This is a genomic window from Sphingobium sp. TomMM35A (assembly GCF_054771735.1).
In genome coordinates this window covers 2,174,718-2,191,521 of record NZ_BSRC01000001.1, presented here as the reverse complement: position 1 = coordinate 2,191,521, position 16,804 = coordinate 2,174,718, and the positions used below count along the sequence as shown (strand labels likewise).

The 16,804-nt window shown below is 64.2% G+C and carries 17 protein-coding genes; 8 read left to right on the top strand and 9 right to left on the bottom strand.

From position 1 onward, the window contains the following. Window positions 1-132: 132 nt before the first annotated feature. The 4 genes from ACYU8T_RS11035 to hemC all read right to left on the bottom strand — a co-directional run bounded on the left by ACYU8T_RS11035 (window position 133) and on the right by hemC (window position 3,500). Window positions 133-882 (bottom strand): esterase/lipase family protein, encoded by a 750-nt coding sequence (locus ACYU8T_RS11035; RefSeq protein WP_461159459.1) that lies wholly within the window; start codon window positions 880-882, stop codon window positions 133-135. 116 nt (window positions 883-998) lie between these two features. After that, window positions 999-1,868: a hypothetical protein gene (locus ACYU8T_RS11030; protein ID WP_461159458.1), complete on the bottom strand. Its 870-nt coding sequence runs from the start codon at window positions 1,866-1,868 to the stop codon at window positions 999-1,001. A gap of 28 nt (window positions 1,869-1,896) precedes the next feature. Next, window positions 1,897-2,565 (bottom strand): uroporphyrinogen-III synthase, encoded by a 669-nt coding sequence (locus ACYU8T_RS11025; protein WP_461159457.1) that lies wholly within the window; start codon window positions 2,563-2,565, stop codon window positions 1,897-1,899. Next, complete coding sequence (hemC, locus tag ACYU8T_RS11020) at window positions 2,562-3,500, bottom strand: hydroxymethylbilane synthase (protein WP_461159456.1); 939 nt, start codon at window positions 3,498-3,500, stop codon at window positions 2,562-2,564. The genes ACYU8T_RS11025 and hemC overlap by 4 nt, the downstream gene beginning before the upstream one ends. 44 nt (window positions 3,501-3,544) lie before the next feature. On the opposite strand from hemC, the gene tsaD reads away from it, so the two are divergent. The 3 genes from tsaD to ACYU8T_RS11005 are packed head-to-tail and all read left to right on the top strand — an operon-like array spanning window position 3,545 to window position 7,126. Next, a complete protein-coding gene (gene tsaD, locus ACYU8T_RS11015; RefSeq protein WP_461159455.1) occupies window positions 3,545-4,579 on the top strand; it encodes a tRNA (adenosine(37)-N6)-threonylcarbamoyltransferase complex transferase subunit TsaD in 1,035 nt (344 codons plus the stop codon). Further along, a complete protein-coding gene (locus ACYU8T_RS11010; protein WP_461159454.1) occupies window positions 4,576-5,547 on the top strand; it encodes an NAD(P)H-dependent glycerol-3-phosphate dehydrogenase in 972 nt (323 codons plus the stop codon). The genes tsaD and ACYU8T_RS11010 overlap by 4 nt, the downstream gene beginning before the upstream one ends. A 49-nt stretch (window positions 5,548-5,596) precedes the next feature. After that, a complete protein-coding gene (locus tag ACYU8T_RS11005; protein WP_461159453.1) occupies window positions 5,597-7,126 on the top strand; it encodes a lipopolysaccharide biosynthesis protein in 1,530 nt (509 codons plus the stop codon). A gap of 69 nt (window positions 7,127-7,195) precedes the next feature. On the opposite strand, the gene ACYU8T_RS11000 is transcribed toward ACYU8T_RS11005, so the two are convergent. Then, window positions 7,196-8,200, bottom strand: coding sequence for an adenosine kinase (locus tag ACYU8T_RS11000; protein ID WP_461159452.1), 1,005 nt, complete (start codon window positions 8,198-8,200; stop codon window positions 7,196-7,198). Between the two features lie 109 nt (window positions 8,201-8,309). Between ACYU8T_RS11000 and ACYU8T_RS10995 the strand changes: the two genes are divergently transcribed. Beyond that, window positions 8,310-8,978: an EI24 domain-containing protein gene (locus tag ACYU8T_RS10995; protein WP_461159799.1), complete on the top strand. Its 669-nt coding sequence runs from the start codon at window positions 8,310-8,312 to the stop codon at window positions 8,976-8,978. After that, on the top strand, window positions 8,975-9,343 hold the full coding sequence (locus ACYU8T_RS10990) for a hypothetical protein (RefSeq protein ID WP_201515863.1): 369 nt from the start codon (window positions 8,975-8,977) through the stop codon (window positions 9,341-9,343). The genes ACYU8T_RS10995 and ACYU8T_RS10990 overlap by 4 nt, the downstream gene beginning before the upstream one ends. Here ACYU8T_RS10990 and queG read toward each other — a convergent pair. After that, complete coding sequence (gene queG, locus ACYU8T_RS10985) at window positions 9,267-10,394, bottom strand: tRNA epoxyqueuosine(34) reductase QueG (protein ID WP_461159451.1); 1,128 nt, start codon at window positions 10,392-10,394, stop codon at window positions 9,267-9,269. The genes ACYU8T_RS10990 and queG overlap by 77 nt on opposite strands. A gap of 22 nt (window positions 10,395-10,416) precedes the next feature. Between queG and ACYU8T_RS10980 the strand changes: the two genes are divergently transcribed. From ACYU8T_RS10980 to msrB, 3 genes are read left to right on the top strand one after another with little or no spacing between them, the layout of a single operon-like run. Beyond that, window positions 10,417-11,379, top strand: coding sequence for an ABC transporter ATP-binding protein (locus ACYU8T_RS10980; protein WP_097092933.1), 963 nt, complete (start codon window positions 10,417-10,419; stop codon window positions 11,377-11,379). Next, window positions 11,376-12,572: an ABC transporter permease gene (locus ACYU8T_RS10975; protein ID WP_461159450.1), complete on the top strand. Its 1,197-nt coding sequence runs from the start codon at window positions 11,376-11,378 to the stop codon at window positions 12,570-12,572. Before ACYU8T_RS10980 ends, ACYU8T_RS10975 begins: the two co-directional genes overlap by 4 nt. Window positions 12,573-12,580: 8 nt before the next feature. Then, window positions 12,581-13,054: a peptide-methionine (R)-S-oxide reductase MsrB gene (gene msrB / locus ACYU8T_RS10970; RefSeq protein ID WP_461159449.1), complete on the top strand. Its 474-nt coding sequence runs from the start codon at window positions 12,581-12,583 to the stop codon at window positions 13,052-13,054. Here the strand turns inward: msrB and ACYU8T_RS10965 are convergent. The 3 genes from ACYU8T_RS10965 to ACYU8T_RS10955 are packed head-to-tail and all read right to left on the bottom strand — an operon-like array spanning window position 13,035 to window position 16,792. Continuing rightward, window positions 13,035-14,864, bottom strand: a complete 1,830-nt coding sequence (locus tag ACYU8T_RS10965) for a hypothetical protein (RefSeq protein WP_461159448.1) — start codon at window positions 14,862-14,864, stop codon at window positions 13,035-13,037. The two genes, msrB and ACYU8T_RS10965, sit on opposite strands and share 20 nt — an antisense overlap. Further along, on the bottom strand, window positions 14,842-15,255 hold the full coding sequence (locus tag ACYU8T_RS10960; RefSeq protein ID WP_461159447.1) for a GtrA family protein: 414 nt from the start codon (window positions 15,253-15,255) through the stop codon (window positions 14,842-14,844). Before ACYU8T_RS10960 ends, ACYU8T_RS10965 begins: the two co-directional genes overlap by 23 nt. Window positions 15,256-15,265: 10 nt before the next feature. Then, on the bottom strand, window positions 15,266-16,792 hold the full coding sequence (locus tag ACYU8T_RS10955) for an NAD(P)/FAD-dependent oxidoreductase (RefSeq protein ID WP_461159446.1): 1,527 nt from the start codon (window positions 16,790-16,792) through the stop codon (window positions 15,266-15,268). Window positions 16,793-16,804 lie beyond the last annotated feature (12 nt).

The window sequence follows — 16,804 nt, the reverse complement described above, 5'->3', positions numbered from 1 at the left end:
CCTCTCACACAGTTCGCCCTGAGCCTGTCGAAGGGCTCTAATTTTCTCAAGGAGGAGAGGGCTGCGACATGTTCAATCTGAACGGATCAAGTGGTTCAGATTGAACATGTTTCCAAAACACAGCTGGCCAGATCAGTTGCCCAACGCCTCCAGCGCTTTGCCCACGGCCAGTATTCCTTCCGGCGCAACGGCAAAGCCCATATGGGTGCAGTCCACCTCGATGGCCCTGTCGCGCTCATGGACATGGCCCTTCGCGCATTCCGGCAGGATGACGCCATCCCGCCGCGACCATAGCGCGATGGTCGGAACCGGTGGCTTCACGTCCCGGCTGCAGGCAAAGGGCGGGCAATCGACCGGATGGCCTGCCACCATCTGATAGAGCCGCCATGCATGATTGGCGCGTGGATCGCCGGAAAAGGGCGAGCCGAGGGTAATCACCCCGGCAACCTTCTCCTGTGCACATTTCGCATATTCCCGCGCAAACAGGCCGCCGAGGCTCCAGCCCACCAAGGTTACAGGCGCGCCGCTCCGGCTGCGGATGGCGTCCACCCTCCGGCCGATCTGATCCAGCGTGTCAGGGCGCGGGCCAAGGTTGCGCCCCATGCCCCAGCCATGGGCATGGAATCCTGCCGCCTCCAATATGGTGCGCATCGGCTCCATCCTCTGTTCGGACGCTAGCAGGCCGGGGATCAGCAGGACATGCCGCCCGTCACCCTTTATCGCGCGCGACAAGGCGGCCCGCTGCGCCCGCGTGCGGGCGAGATCGACAGGCATGGATGCGTTGGCGATCAGATGCTGCCAAGAGGGCCGACCAACCTGGCGCGCAGGCTGCGCCTCGCGTCCCTTCCAGAAACTACTGATCGATCGAACATAAGGCGGCACGAGAAAATAGTCTCCATGGCCCGGAGGGCGAAAGATGACATTCTCATGACAAATGCCCAGCGCGTCCAATGGTTTCGTGAAGCCGGGGCAACGGCTTGCCGATTATGACAGCGGGTTCAGGGAGCGAGGGGAGAGGTTTGCGCGACTGGTCCGCCGTCGACGCCGCGCAACTGCCGGGGTTCCAGGATCGCTGCCGTCTCGATCAGGTCGAGCGCGCGCCGGGCCTCTATATAGCGGCGGGCGAACTGCATCCACCGGTCGGCGGCGGCTCTACCCGGCATGGCTTCGACTTCCGTCAACGCCGCACCCACCCGCCCCGCGTCGATATAGCGCAGCGCACGCTCCATCGCGGCCTCGGGGCGGGGAGAGGGCGTGGATGACCGTCTGATGGTCAACAAAGCGCGCGCTTCATGCTCGACCGAATCCCACCAGCTGCTCTGCGGCCCCGGAGTCGTCAGCTGATCCGACACGGTGGCAAGGCCAGCCCGCAGGTCGGCGAGCGTCACCGGCTCGCGCGCAGCATTGATGATGGTCGCCACCGCGCGGGGCTGGGCCTGGCCGAAGCGCAGCCTCAACTGCCCCTCGACATAGCCGAGCGGCGTCCCGCTATCGAGCGCGCGCCGCGCGGCAAAAGCGACCAGCAGCCCCTCGGCGCGGGCTGCGTTGCCTGAGGCTGCCTGAGCCTCGACCGTGATGCGGTTGAGCCGCTCTTCCAATTGTACGACCCGCCCGTCCAGCATTTGCCCGGCATCGGTCGACAGCGGGCGCAGCGCGACGCCGGATCTTGGATAAGGATCAGCGGCTACGGCAGGGCGGGAGGGCGATCCAGCCCAGCGCCCCTGGAAATAGAACATCGCCGCTATCGCAATCGCCACGCCGATCACGAAAGCGAGGACCACGGCAAGGAAAGTCGTCCAGGAACCCCGCGTGCGTGCAGGAACCGGCGGGATCGCTGTCGCGCTCGCTGCGCCGCCTTCTTCGCTCATCGAGGACCTCTCTTCCATCTTGGCGGGATCATTCGCACAATCGCGCCGCGAGGGCCAGCATCCTCTCATCATCGGGCAATTCAGGCGCTTGGCCGCTCGACCAGCCCGGCCCGCAAGCGGTAAGCGCGGCTGGACTGATGGCGATCACATGCAGGCTGCCGCGCCGCTCCGGCCCGATCAGTTCCGCGAGCCTACTCCCGGCGCGAGGCGAATGAACCAGCAGTATGGCGCCGGGCTCCAAATGGGGATCGATCTCTGCGTCCGGCCGCCCTCCGATCGTGTAAACCGCCACCCGATCGATCGTCAGCGGCCCGGAATCGATCCGGGCAAGGGTCGTTCCGCCAAGGTGCAGGACGTGGGCGTGCCCGTCAGCCGCGATGCGCGCGGCAATCGCGCTGCCATCCCGGTCGCCCTCCGTAACATGCTCGAATCCCTGTTCTTCCATGGCGCGGGCCGTGGCGTGCCCGACCGCATAGGCGGGCAGCCGTCTGTATCGGGAAAGCAGCGGCCCGCCGAGCCGCGCTGCCTGTGCGCTGGTCATGAGCAGCGCGTCAAACCGCTCGGCTGGCGGCGCGTCCCAGCTGATCGGCCGCGCTTCGAAGAGGGGGCAAAGGCGGGGGATAAGGCCGAGCTTCATCGCCCGCGCAGCCGTCTCCCTCGCCCCCGGCTCCGGCCGCAGGATGATGACGGGCTTCACGCTTCGAACAGCGCGCGCAGTTCTGCGCTTGCTCGCTCCAGCAGCGATCGTCCCAGCGCTTCGGCGGCGGCGCTGTCCCCTCGGCTGATGATCCTCACATCCTCGACCCGCTCGCGGCCATCGGCACTCAATATCTCCGCTGCAAGACGGATGCCGCCATCCTCCAAACGGCCCAGCGCTGCGATCGGCGAATGGCATGTGCCGCCAAGACCCTTGAGAACCGCGCGCTCCGCCGTCACGCAATCGAACGTATCGACGTCGTTGATCTCGGCGAGCAAGGCCAGCATCTCCGCATTGCCGCTCAGCGTCTCGATCCCCACTGCCCCCTGCGATGGCGCTGGCAACATGACGTCAAGCGGAATGCATGTTCCCACGTCCGGCTGCCCCAGCCGGTCGAGACCAGCGGCAGCCAGCAGGGTGGCATGCACCTCTCCGGCAGCAAGCTTCGCCAGCCGCGTCGCGACATTGCCCCTGAACAGCACGACCCGCGCATCCGGGCGCAACCGCTTCACCTGCGCCGCCCGCCGTGGCGAACTCGACCCCACCACCGGATTGTCCGGCAAGGCGTCGAAACTCTCCGCCCCGACCAGCCGATCCCGCACATCCGCCCGCGGCAGCATCGCCGCGATCGTGATTTCCGCAGGCCGTATAGTCTCCACATCCTTCATGGAATGAACGGCGAAATCGATTTGCCCTTCGATCAGCGCGCGGTCCAGTTCCTTGGTCCACAGCGCCTTTCCGCCGATTTCGGCTAGCGCTCTGTCCTGAATCCGGTCGCCGCTTGTCTGCACGACGACAGTCGCGATCACGTCCGTATCCCACCCATGCCGCGCACACAGCGCCTCCGCCGTCATGCGCGCCTGCGCCAGCGCCAATGGCGAACCTCGCGTACCAAGGCGCAGCGGACGATCAAGCGTGTAGGATGGCGATGTCATATGCCGCTTGCTCTAATATCCGTGGGCATTAGATGGAAGCGGCAATGACGATCATCCTTGGCCTGGAATCAAGCTGCGACGAAACTGCGGCAGCGCTGGTGACGGCTGAGGGCAAAATCCTCGCGCACCGGCTGGCGACGCAGGAAGAGGCGCATCGCCCCTATGGCGGCGTGGTGCCGGAAATCGCCGCCCGCGCGCATGTCGAGGCGCTTGCTCCCTTGATCGAAGCCGCGCTCGCCGACGCCGGACTGACGCTGGAGCAGGTGGACGTGATCGCCGCCACGGCGGGACCGGGTTTGATCGGGGGGGTGATGGTCGGACTGGTGACAGGCAAGGCGCTCGCCCATGCGGTGAACAAGCCGCTGGTCGCCGTCAATCATCTGGAGGGCCACGCCCTGTCGCCCCGCCTCGCTGATCCGGCGCTGCAATTCCCCTATCTGCTGCTGCTGGTATCTGGCGGGCATTGCCAACTGCTCCATGTTCGCGGGCCAGGAGATTATTCCAGGCTGGCGACGACGATCGACGACGCCAGCGGAGAGGCTTTCGACAAGACGGCCAAGCTGCTTGGCCTCGGCTATCCGGGTGGACCGGCGGTCGAACGCGCCGCATCCAGCGGCAACCCGCAAGCCGTCCCGCTTCCGCGCCCCCTGGTCGGAACGGCCGAGCCGCATTTCTCCTTCGCTGGCCTGAAGAGCGCCGTGATGCGCGCGGCTCAATCGGGCCAATATGCAACCGAGGACATCGCAGCGAGCTTTCAGCAGGCGGTAATAGATTGCCTTGTCGATCGGACGGAAAAACAGCTCGCCACGCTTGAAGGGATAACCGCTCTCGTCGTCGCGGGAGGGGTCGCTGCCAACCAGTCGATCCGTGCAGCGCTCCAAGCGCTCGCCGCGCGGCATGATCTTCCCTTTGTCGCGCCGCCGCTCTGGCTTTGCACGGACAATGCGGCGATGATCGCCTGGGCGGGGGCGGAGCGCCATGCAGCGGGGATGGTCGATGATCTTACCGTTCCAGCCCGGCCGCGCTGGCCGCTGGATCCGGATGCGGAGAAAGCGCGCGGGGCAGGAGTGAAGGCATGAAGGCGGGCGTTATCGGAGCGGGCGCTTGGGGCACGGCGCTGGCGCAGACCCTTGCTTCCCAGGGGGAGCATGTCCGCTTGTGGGCGCTTGAGCCGGACGTGGTCAGCGCGGTCAATGAAGACCATCTCAATCCGCTTTATCTGCCGAACATTCCTCTCAGTCCGGCCGTGGATGCCACCGGTGATATGGCGGATATGGCGGATCGCGACCTGCTGCTCATCGTCTGCCCAGCTCAGCATCTGCGCACCATCGTAACCGGACTGCCTGCCGGTCTTCCGCTCGTCCTCTGCTCCAAGGGTATTGAAGCAGGCAGCGGCCTGCTGATGTCTGAAGTCGCCAGGCAGGCCCAGCCTCGCTCGCCGATTGGCGTCTTGTCCGGCCCGACCTTCGCGCATGAAGTCGCGCGGGGACTGCCTACCGCCATCACTCTTGCATGCGAAGACGCAGAACTGGCCGATCGCATAGCGGCGCGTGTCGCGCGCCCCGCCTTCCGCCCCTATGTGTCGGACGACGTCGTAGGCGCGGAAATCGGCGGAGCTGTGAAGAACGTGCTCGCCATCGCGTGCGGCGTTGCGGAAGGTGCTGGCCTCGGCCTCAACGCCCGCGCCTCGCTGATCAGCCGTGGGTTTGCCGAAATGACCCGCTTCGGGCTTGCTCGGGGGGCGCGGGTTGAAACTCTTTCGGGCTTGTCGGGCCTGGGCGACCTGGTCCTCACCTGCTCGTCGACCAATTCGCGCAACTTCTCCCTGGGGAAGGGACTGGGCGAAGGGAAGCCGGCAGCGGAGCTTCTTGCCAATCGCCGCACAGTCGCCGAAGGCGCGTTCACCGCGCCGGTGCTGCGCGAAGCGGCCCGTGCGGCATCCGTCGAAATGCCGGTGGTGGAAGCTGTCTGTGCCCTGCTCGAAGATGCGGCCCCCTTGGGTGAAGTCATCGACGCGCTGCTCGCCCGTCCGTTGCGGCCGGAATAAATCCGTCGCTCTCCGATCATTTATTGTTTACCATCCGGCACCAGAAAATATGACGCGACAGGGGGACCCTCTTTCTTTGCCGGCTGAGCAAAATCCCTCCGCGCAACAGGATGATATCGCGGCGCTTGCCAAAGGCGGCCGGACAAATGTGTTCGGCTTTCTCCTGCGGCTGGCTGCGCGCCTTCCCTTTCTGTTTATCGCAGGCCGCTGGTACGGTGCGGATGCGCTTGGCCGCTTCGCCTATGCCGTGCTGGTCGTCGAATTCGTCGCCCAGCTTGCAACGCTTGGGCTGAAGCGCGGCCTGGCTGGCGCATTGGCGCAGACCGAGCGCCCGCATAGCCATGTGGTGACAGACGCGATGCTCGTGACGCTGATCGCCGCCGCGATCGGCAGCGGCATATTGGTCGCATTCCCCCAAGCTATGTTCCCCAATAGCGGCATCAATGGCCTGGACCGTTTGCTGGCACTCATCGTTATCGCGGTCGCCGGATCGGATGTCGCGCTGGCCGCTTGTGCCTATCGGTTCGATATAGGGGCGACGGTTCGGGCCAGGTCCATCATAGAACCCTGGGCGATCAGCATCGGTGCCTTCGCTTTCGCCTTCTACTCAACGCGCGACGGCCTGATCCTGTCCTACGTCGTCTCCATGGTCGCCGCGCTGGTCGCGTCCATCATCCCCATGACCCGCCACTATGGCATTCCCTTCGGCTGGCGTCCGGACTTCGGCAGGTTGTGGAGGCTGGCGCGGCGCAACCTGCCGCTCGCTGCTGCCGATGGCGTGGAGTGGGGGTCGCGTCGCCTTGACCTCGCGATCCTGGGCCTGTTCGTCAGCCCCGCCATCGTCGGCGTCTATTATGTCGCGCAGCAGGTCGCATCCTTGCCGCAAAAGCTGAAGACCAGCTTCGATCCCATCCTGGGCCCCGTCATCACGCGCAATCTTGCCGAAGGCAATCTGACCGCCATTGCGCGGCAGGTAAGCCAGGTAGGCTTCTGGATCATTGCTGCGCAGGCGGGCATTGCCCTGGCGCTTGGTATTCCGGGCGAGGCCGTGATGGGCCTGGTCGGCCCGCATTTCGTCGGCGGCACCGGGGCGCTCGCCTTTCTCCTGCTCGCCGAAGTCGTCGCGGCGACTGCGGTGGTCAGCGAGTCCGCGCTCGTCTACATCGCTCGCCATCGCAATCTGATGATTTCGTTGGTCATGATCGGATTGCAGGCTGCGCTCAGTTTCGGCCTGATAGCCTTGGCGCGGCGCTTTGAACTCCCGGTCATGGCGATAGCAGCTGCACCCGCCTTGGCGCTGACCATCGCGCTCGGGGTGGGGGCGCTCGTAAAAGCGCGCTTGCTATCGCACCTTTTGAAGGCGCGGGTGAATGCATGGCGCTGGCCGCTGCTCAGCGCGTGCGGCGTCGCCTGCATCGTCGGCGCCGCTTTCGTCGCCCTGCCACCGGCGCTGGAATGGGTGGAGCTTGTCTTTGGCGTGGCGACGATTCTGGTCGTCTACAGCCTGGTCATATGGCGGTGGGGCTTCGGTCCCGACGACCGCGCCCTGTTCCGGCGGCAGAAAGCCGTTCAAGCCTAGCCAAGGCTGTGCCGCCATTGTCTCTGCAATCAGGAACGGCCGCATGCGCTCAGTGTCGTTCCGGCCTTCTTACCTTGCAAGTGCCGCCCGGATCAGTTTCAGGTCCTGCTCCGGCCGCGCGCCCCAATGGGAAATCACCTCGGCCGCAGCAGCAGCGCCCAATTCCAGGCAATGATGCACGTCCAACCCCTCGACATGCCCGGCCAGGAAGCCCGCAGCGAACAGGTCGCCCGCGCCCGTCGTATCGATGATCTGTGCAACCGGCGCTGCCGGAACTTCATAACGGACACCGTCCACGACAGCGACTGCGCCATTTTCGCTCCGGGTGGAAACCAGCACTGGAACCCGGCCAGAGAAAGCGGCGACCGCCTTGTCGAAATCGTCAATCTGCGCCAGCGACTGGATTTCGCTTTCGTTGGAAAACAGGATATCGACCAAGCCCTGATCGATAAGCTGCACGAAATCATCCCGATGCCGTTCGATGACGAAGCCGTCCGACAGCGTGAAGGCGACTTTCCGTCCGGCGCCCTTAGCGGCATCGATGGCGGCACGCATGGCGGCCCGCGGCTGCTCGGGGTCCCACAGATAGCCTTCCAGATAGAGGATCGATGCGGATCGGATCAGATCAAGGTCAAGGGCGGATTCCGGCAGGAACTGTGACGCGCCGAGGAAAGTGTTCATCGTCCGCTGCGCGTCCGGCGTGACCAAGATCAGGCAGCGAGCGGTGGGCACGTCCCCCTTCACCGCTGGCGTATCGTAGCGAATGCCGAGCGCTCGCACATCATGGGTAAAAACCGCGCCCAGCTGGTCGTCGCAGACCTGCCCGATAAAGGCGCAGCGCTTGCCAAGGGCTGCAAGCCCGGCAAGCGTGTTCGCGGCCGATCCCCCGCTGATTTCCTTAGCCGCCCCCATGTTGGCGTAAAGCGTTTCGGCAGTCGCCGCATCGATCAACTGCATGCCGCCCTTCGCCAGCGCATGTTCGGCCAGGAATGCGTCGTCGCTAGGAGCAAGCACGTCGACGATGGCATTGCCGATCGCGACAACATCTAGCGAGGGAGCAGCAGCAGCGGTCACGCGAAATCCTTATCAGAAGGCTGTAAAATCGCGCCGTGTCTATCCGGCCCGGCTGCCGCGCGCAATGTTGCAGATTGACCGGACAGACGCGGCGGGGAATAGCGTCATCATGGTGATCGCCGCTGCCTATCGCGCCTTCCCCGCGATCTTTCATCCAGCGGCCTTGTGCCTTCTTGCAAAGACGCTGGCCTTGACGCTGATCATTTTCGCCGTGGCCGCTCTGGCGCTCTGGGCGCTGATACATGCCGCGCGGCAATATCTCGGATGGGGCGGGGGCGGCTTTGCCGAAGCTGCGGCAATCGCATTGGTCGTCTTTGCCTTTGCCTGGTTGCTCTTCCGGACGATCGCCATGGCGATCATGAACCTGTTCGCCGATGATATCGTCATTGCGGTGGAGCAGGACAGCTATCCCGCCGCCGCAGCTTCGGCTCGTCCCTTGGGCTTTGCGCGCAGCGTCCGGCTGGCTCTTCGCTCGGCCGGGCGGTCGGCGGGCTGGAACCTGCTCGCGCTCCCTCTTTATCTGGTTCTTCTGATAACCGGTATCGGGACGATCCTGCTTTTCCTCATACTCAATGCCTATCTCCTCGGCCGCGACCTCAGCGAGATGGTGGAGCAGCGGCATGCCGGGCTTGTCACCATGTCTGGCGGCAGCCGATGGCTTCTAGGCCTCGTTTCGGCGCTTCTGTTCCTCATCCCCTTCATCAACCTGCTTGCACCGGTTTGGAGCGCGGCTATGGCGGTACACATGCTGCACGGTGTCCGGAGCAAGTCTTCATGAAAGCCCCTCATCCTGTCTTCTGCGCCTTGCTGGCCCTGTCTCTGTCGGCCTGTGGTGGCTCGATCGTGCCGCCTTCACCGGCTGGACGGTCACCTTCGGGTCCGCCCGCCAGCGCCTTCATGAAATCGGGTCCGCTCATGGGCATGGACGCGCGCCACCTCGTCCAGCAATTCGGCACGCCCCGTCTGGACATCAGGGAAAGCAGCATGCGCAAGCTTCAGTTCGCGAATGGCCGCTGCGTGCTTGACGCCTATCTCTACATCCCTGCTCGGGGCAAGGAGCCGGTCGTCACCCATGTCGATGCACGAACGCCCGCTGGCGCCGATATGGATGCTGGCGCCTGTGCTTCAGCTCTCCACCGTTAGGTGACAGCGCGGATAGCCGCTCCACGGCCCAGGCGGCCGCTTCCGCCACGACGGGATCGTCGTCGGTCAGCAAAGGACGCAGAGGTGTCAGCAGCTTCGGATCACCGCTATTTCCTGCTGCTATCGCGGCGTTGCGCACCATCCGGTTGCGTCCGATCCGCTTGATGGGCGATCCCGAGAAGACCTCTCTGAACCCCGCATCGTCCAACGCCAGCAGGTCGCCAAGTTCAGGCGCGGCCAGTTCCGCCCGGCCGATGAATGCCCGGTTGGCCGCGGCCGTATCGGCGAACTTGTTCCACGGGCATACTGCCAGGCAATCGTCGCAGCCATAGATGCGGTTGCCGATCTTGTCGCGAAACTCCGCCGGGATAGGCCCCTTATGCTCGATGGTGAGGTAAGAAATGCAGCGGCGCGCGTCGACGACATAGGGCGCAGGAAACGCAGCGGTAGGGCAGGCCGATTGGCAAGCGGTACAACTGCCGCAATGGTCCGTTTCCGGCAGGTCGGGCTCCAAGGCAATCTCGCTGTAGATCGCGCCCAGGAAGAGCCAGCTGCCATGGTCGCGGCTGACAAGATTGCTGTGCTTTCCCTGCCAACCCAGCCCCGCCGCCGCCGCGAGCGGCTTTTCCATCACCGGCGCGGTATCGACGAAGACCTTCAGCGCGCTTGCCTGCTCTTCGACCAGCCAGCGGGCAAGGCTCTTCAGCCCCTTCTTCACCACATCATGATAGTCGCGCCCCTGCGCATAGACCGAAATCCGTCCACGGTCGCCCTCATCGGCCAGCGCCAGCGGATCGCGCGCGGGGGCATAGCTCATCCCAAGCATGATGACGCTGCGCACGTCGGGCCACAGCGCTTGCGGCGAGCCTCGCTGCTCGGCGCGCTCCTCCATCCACAGCATCTCGCCATGGCACCCATCGTCCAGCCATTGCCGCAGCCGCCGTCCCGCCTCAGGTGCAGCGTCCGCGCGCGCGATGGCGCATGCGGCAAAGCCCAGCCGCCGCGCCTGCGCCTTCAGGCGCTGTTCCAAGGATTCGGTTTGCGTTGGCATGCTGTGCGACTATCAGGAGGGGATGATCCGTAACAATCCGGCTCCGTCTTCGGCCTATGCCGTCGAAGGCCATGCTCTTGTCAAGACTTTCGGCAAATTCCGGGCAGTCGATGGCATCGACATCGCCGTTCCAGCCGGGTCGATCTATGGCATCCTGGGGCCGAACGGGGCGGGCAAGACGACCTTGCTGCGCACCCTGCTCGGCATCATCGATCCTGATGAAGGCCATCGTAGATTGCTGGGCGACGACGTTCCGCTGCGCCAGGCGCGCGCTATCGGCTATTTGCCTGAGGAGCGCGGCCTTTACCCGTCCATGAAGGCCGCGGAGGCGATCGCCTTCATGGGTGCCCTGCGCGGGCTGCCGATCAAGGTCGGGCGGGAACGCGCCCGGGCGATGCTCACCGAACATGGCATGGGCGCCTCTGTTGACAAGCCGATCCGCCAATTGTCGAAAGGCATGGCCCAAACCGTTCAGCTTTTCGGGACGATCGTTCATGAGCCGAAGCTGATCGTTCTGGACGAGCCATTTTCCGGCCTGGACGCGATCAACCAGGGCAAGCTGGAAACGCTGATCCGTGATCAGGCACGGCGCGGCGTCACCATCCTCTTCTCCACCCATGTCATCGCGCACGCCGAACGTCTTTGCGAACGCATCGCGATCGTGGCTGGTGGGCAGATCCGGTTCGAGGGATCGGTGAGCGAGGCGCGGGACAAGCTCCGGCCGCAAGTGCGACTGAGGACGCGCGCGAGCGATGGTAGTTGGCGCCGCGCACTCCCGGCCGAGACATTGGCGGCCGATGGCGCTTGGCATTTCGATCTTCCGGACGAGGGGATCGAACCGCTGCTGCGCGCCCTGCTCGACGGACAGGCAGGTATTGAGAGCCTCTCGATCGAACGACCGGGCCTGCATGACGCGTTCGTTTCCATTGCGGGCGCAGCTGCGGCCCGGCAGATGCAGGGTGCGGAAGAGGAACTGGCCGGATGAGCCAGATCCTGCGCGCCGCCCTGGTGATTGCCCGCCGCGATTTTTCCGCCGTGATCTTTTCCAAGACCTTCATCCTTTTCCTGCTCGGTCCCCTGTTCCCGGTGGTGATCGGCATGGCGTTCGGGGGGCTGGGTGAAAAGATCACGACGGAAAGCCTGCGTCCGACCGTCGGCCTGGCCATGGCGGCCGATGACGCCGCGCGGATGGAACATGCGCACGACATGCTGGCCGTGCGCGTTGGGGCGGCCAACCTCCCCCGCCTGCAACGCGCTCCCCCAAGTGACCCTCGCTCTTTGCTCACGCGGCCGGACACGCGCTTCATCGCCATCGTTTCGGGTACGATCGACAAACCCGTGCTGACAGGCAAGGCCGGTGACCTGGCCATGCTGGAGGGTGATATAAACCTGATCGCCAGCGCCGCCGTCGCCGGCGAGCAATTGCCTCATGTGCGGGTCGCAAAGCAGCTGGTGACTGCGAGCGCTGGCGCGGAAGCGCAGTCCCGCCTGCTGACCGGCCGGGCCGCCCAGGTGCTCATTTTCCTGCTGACGATGTTGCTGGCGGGCATGGTCCTGTCGAACCTGGTGGAGGAAAAGACCAACAAGGTGATCGAGATCCTCGCCGCCGCCGTCCCGATCGACTCCGTCTTTCTGGGGAAGCTCATCGCGATGCTTGGGATGAGCTTTGTCGGCATCGCTTTCTGGGGAGCAGGTGTCGTGTTCGGCGTCAGGATCTTTGCAGGCCCGGATATCGCGCCGCCCACTCCCGCAGTTGGATGGCCTATTTTCCTGTTGCTTGGCGGTATCTACTTCACCATGGCCTATGCGCTTCTTGGCTCCCTGTTCCTGGGGATTGGCGCGCAGGCCGCCACAGTGCGCGAGGTGCAGACTCTCAACATGCCGGTCACCATGGCGCAGATGGGCGTGTTCTTCTTCGCCACCTATGCCGTCGATCATATGGGATCAGCGCCTGAAATCGCCGCGATCCTCTTTCCCTTTTCCTCACCCTTCGCGATGATCGCGCGGGCGGCGCAGGATGCAGCCCTTTGGCCCCATGTCGTTGCGATCATCTGGCAGGCGATCTGGGTGGCTGCTATCATTCGGCTCGGCGTCTGGCTGTTCCGGCGGCATGTCCTGAAATCGGGGCAGGGTAGCAGCAGGAAGTTGTTCAGGCGCCGCTCAGCCCCGGCAAGTTAGACAGAATGATGGATCGCCGTCACCTCCTCAAGAGCAGCTTGGGCGGAGCCGCCGCACTTACCTTCTGGGCTCTTGGAGGAGGCGAGGCTGCCGCTTATCCCTTCTCGCTGACGGATGCGCAGTGGCGCAAACGCTTGAGCCCCCTAGCGTACAATGTGCTGCGCAAACATGCGACCGAGCATCCCTTCACCAGCCCGCTCAACAAGGAACATCGTCCTGGCATCTTCAAATGCGCGGGCTGCGGACAGGGGTTGTTCGATGCGAAGACGAAGTTTGACAGCGGCACCGGCTGGCCAAGCTTCTGGGCGCCGCTGCCACGCGCCGTGGGCACGTCGCGGGATTTCTCGCTGGTCTATCCCCGTATCGAAGTCCATTGCGCGCGGTGCGGCGGCCATCTCGGCCATGTGTTCGATGATGGGCCGCGACCTACCGGCAAGCGCTATTGCATGAACGGCGTTGCCCTCAGCTTTTCGGCGGCATGATCCTGTCGACCCGCAGGGCTGCGGTGCTTTGAACCTTTACCGGCTTCAGCCATGCGGGAGTCGCGCCCTTGTCCAGCACAGACGCCAGACTGCCGGGATGTTCGTCGGCATAATGCCTGAATTCATTGAGGCCTCCGCATGTCACCAGATAGTCCGGTCCCTTGCCACTATTCAACGCGCTCAGAATGTCCCTGGCTCTTGATGGCGGCGCGGTGAAGGCTTCGACGACTGCAGTGATCCCGGCCGCGTTGCGGTGATGGGCCGTGCCGATGACATTATGAGGGGTCCTGATCAGAATGTCCGGGCCCATATCCAGCGGGGCGAACAGCGTTGATCGGGGCAGTCGCCGCAACGGTGCCAAGGCGTCGGCGCTGCGGCATTCTCCGGCGGGCGTAGCCGCTTTTTCTGCCTTGTCGTCCGCGCTCGCCGTCACCGCGATCCAGAGCGCGCACAAGGCCGCTGGCGTGAGCAGGGCGACGGCGGAAGAGGCAAACACCCTCGGCAGGGTTGCGGATTGCTGTTGCGCGCGGCGGAAGAGCCGCAACATGAGCCAGGCAAGGCCCGGCAAGGCCAGAACATGAGCCACGGACATAGCCCGCATCACCAGCATGGCGATCAGCGTCGATCCGGTCAGAAGCAGCACCACGGCCAGCCAACGGTCGCGGGCCTTCGCCGATTCGCTGGCACGCACGGCCAGAAGCGAACCAGTCAGCCCTGCCAGAGGCGGCAGAAGGATAAGGCCCGTCATCGAGCGGCCCTGTTCCCAAATCGGACGGCCTTCCATGACGTGCAGATACCAGAGCTTATAGGCGATCGGCCCAAGTGCCTGGAACGGATCGCCCGTCAGGCAGGGGCGACCGGTAATGACGAACAGCGCGGCCGCTGCCATGGCACCCGACCCGGCGGCAAGGAAGCGCCCCAGTGCCGAGGCAGGAGCGAGGTGAAAGGCGAGGGGTGTGATGACCGCAAAGGCAAGCAGTGGCCAGACATAGGCCGCTGACAGCGCGTCGCACTGCGCCTGCACCAGTGGAGGCAGGCCGCGCAGGATTGCCAACAAGAACAGCGCGGCGCCGCCCAAGGTCAGGGCATAGGCCACAAAGCGGGCCACTTCATCGCGATCGCGCCACTGGCGCAACGCCAATATGGCCGCGAACAAGGCGGCATAGGGCAACCCCTCGCTCGAAATCTGCAGCCAGACCGCCATTGCCGTGCCAGCGACCACACCGCCGCGCTTGGCTTGCGGATCCATCGCACCTGCGAGCGCGATCGCCGCCATGAGGATCTGCCATCCATGATGGTCGATCCGCAGTGGCCCGAACTGAACGAGGATTGTCGGTGTGATGAGCACCAGGACGGACGCCAGCATGGCCGCCGACTTCCCGGCGACACGCGCGGACGCGCAATGGACGGCCCACACCAAAGCCCCCAGCAGGATCAACGGAACCGCCGAACAGGCTACAATCTCGGCCAGGTTGCTGCCCACCATCGGCCGCAGGATCAGGATCATGGCCGCGATTGGCGCATCCACGATCCGCGACCAATGCATCGGGCCGCCGACAGGCGGGTTCACGCGGTGCTGGCTGACGTCCAGAAAGGGCTGGCCGGAAAGCCAGTCTCGCACCTGCTGAAGGCGCATCGCGTCATCCGGATCACGAAACCCCAAGGCGCCAAGCTCGTTGCGGAAGAGCCACAGCAGGACAGCGGCACAGCATAGCCAGGCCAGGATGAGCCAGCGGGCGCGCGGAACGCCGTGCACCCCCAAGTCGCGGGTGAACCCTGTACGGGCCTTAGCGAGCGGCGAAGACGCCATATTTCCGGATCGCATATACCGCCAGGAAACTTACCGGGATGGCAAAGAGCTTCGCCATTGCCGGAGCCATGCCTGCCGCTCCCAATGCGCTGATAAGGCCCGAGGTCACGCCGATGCCAACCACTGCGCTGACGACAAAGCCCAGCCGTTGCTTGGTTGTAGGACCAACAGCCGACGGGAAGACAAAGCGAACGCTGATCAGCCAGTGCAGCAGCAGCCCGCCGGTATAGCCAATCGCGCCCGCCAAGGTCGGCGGAACATCAATCCGCAGCAGCGCGAGGAACAACAGCATGTCGGCGCAGAGCGCGCACAGGCTCGCCAGCACATAGCGGACGAGCGTGAAACGAACGGCAACAGCGCTGGTCAGATAGCTTAGGTTCGTCAATGCCATGACTGCCGGTTCAAGCGGCCCTCAAGCGACCGGGGACCCGCCGCAGGCTGGTCAGCGCTGCCTTCTGCCCGACCGTCTCTTCGCCTTCCGCGCCAGCCTCATGATATTCGGCATCCTCATTGACGGCCCAGGTGTCGAACTGGCGTTCACCCGCTTCGATGTTCCGCACGGTCAGCATGGCGGTCATCATCGCATGATCCTGATTATTATAACGATGCATGCCGTTGCGGCCGACCAGATGCAGCGTCGGGTAGAGTTGCTCCAGCTCGGTCCGCATCTTCAGCACATTGGCGGCATAGTCGTCGTCATAGACCGGATAGGCCTTCTCCTGGCGAACGACCGCTCCGCCCACCACGTCGGCGGGGTCGCAGAGCCCCAGGATCGCCATTTCGCGCTTGGCCAGTTCGATCAAGGCGTCGTCGCTCGATGACCAGAGGCCGTCGCCCTCGAAGCAGAAATATTCCAGGCCCACGCAAGCGAGCGACGGATCGGGCACCATCTCCGGAGACCAACTGCGGAAATTCTGGATGCGGCCGACCTGGACCTTTGAATCATGAATGTAGATCCAATTGTCGGGAAACAGGTCTTCCGACTTGATCATCAGGGCGACGGTCAGGAAGTCGCGATATTTCAGCTCCATCGCATTGCCGAGCGTTGCGGGCAGGGGGTGGATGCGGCCTGCAAGCTCACGCATCGGCGCGGAACTGATCACATGACGGGCCTTTAGCAGCACATCGCCGCCCGGGCCCTGGGCAACCATCTGCCATTGGCCGGAGCCCTGGTCATGTGACAGTTGCTTCAGACCATGCGCCATCAACACCCGGTTTCCGCGAGCGATCACGAAATCCCGTGCCGCTTCCCACATCATGCCGGGCCCAAGGCGCGGATAGCGAAAGCTTTCAAGCAAGGTCTTGGCCGCCATGCCGTCATTGGGCCGTTTGTTGAGCCCCAGCGACCGCTTCAGCCCGTCTTTTACCGCGCCCCAGAGCGACAAGCCCTTGATCCGCTGCGCCGCCCAATCGGCCGACATTTCGTTGCAGGGCATGCCCCAGACCTTTTCGGTATAGGTCTTGAAGAAAATCGAGAAGAGCTTGTGCCCGAAGGCATTCACCGTCCAATCCTGGAAGGAGCGGACGTTGCGGTTCGGCAGCAGCCTGGCCTTCGCGAAACTCGCCATGCATAGCGTCGATCGCCACAGGCCAAGGTTCCACAACGCTTCGAAAGCGCGCAGCGGATAGCTGTAGAATTTGCCCTCATAATAGATGCGGCTCATCCGGGGGCGCTGGATGAAATCATTGGGCAGGATCTCGTTCCAGAGATCGACAACCTCTCTCGACTTCGAAAAGAAGCGGTGGCCGCCAATATCGAAGCGGAAACCGTTCAGTTCGACAGTGCGGCTGATCCCGCCGACATAGCGGGGGTCCTTCTCGATGACGGTGACTGTGTAGCCCTTCTTCGTCAGCAGATAGGCCGCGGTCAGGCCTGCCGGACCCGCGCCGATGATGGCGACATCCACATTCTGGTCGATTTCCGGCATGCAATGCCCCCC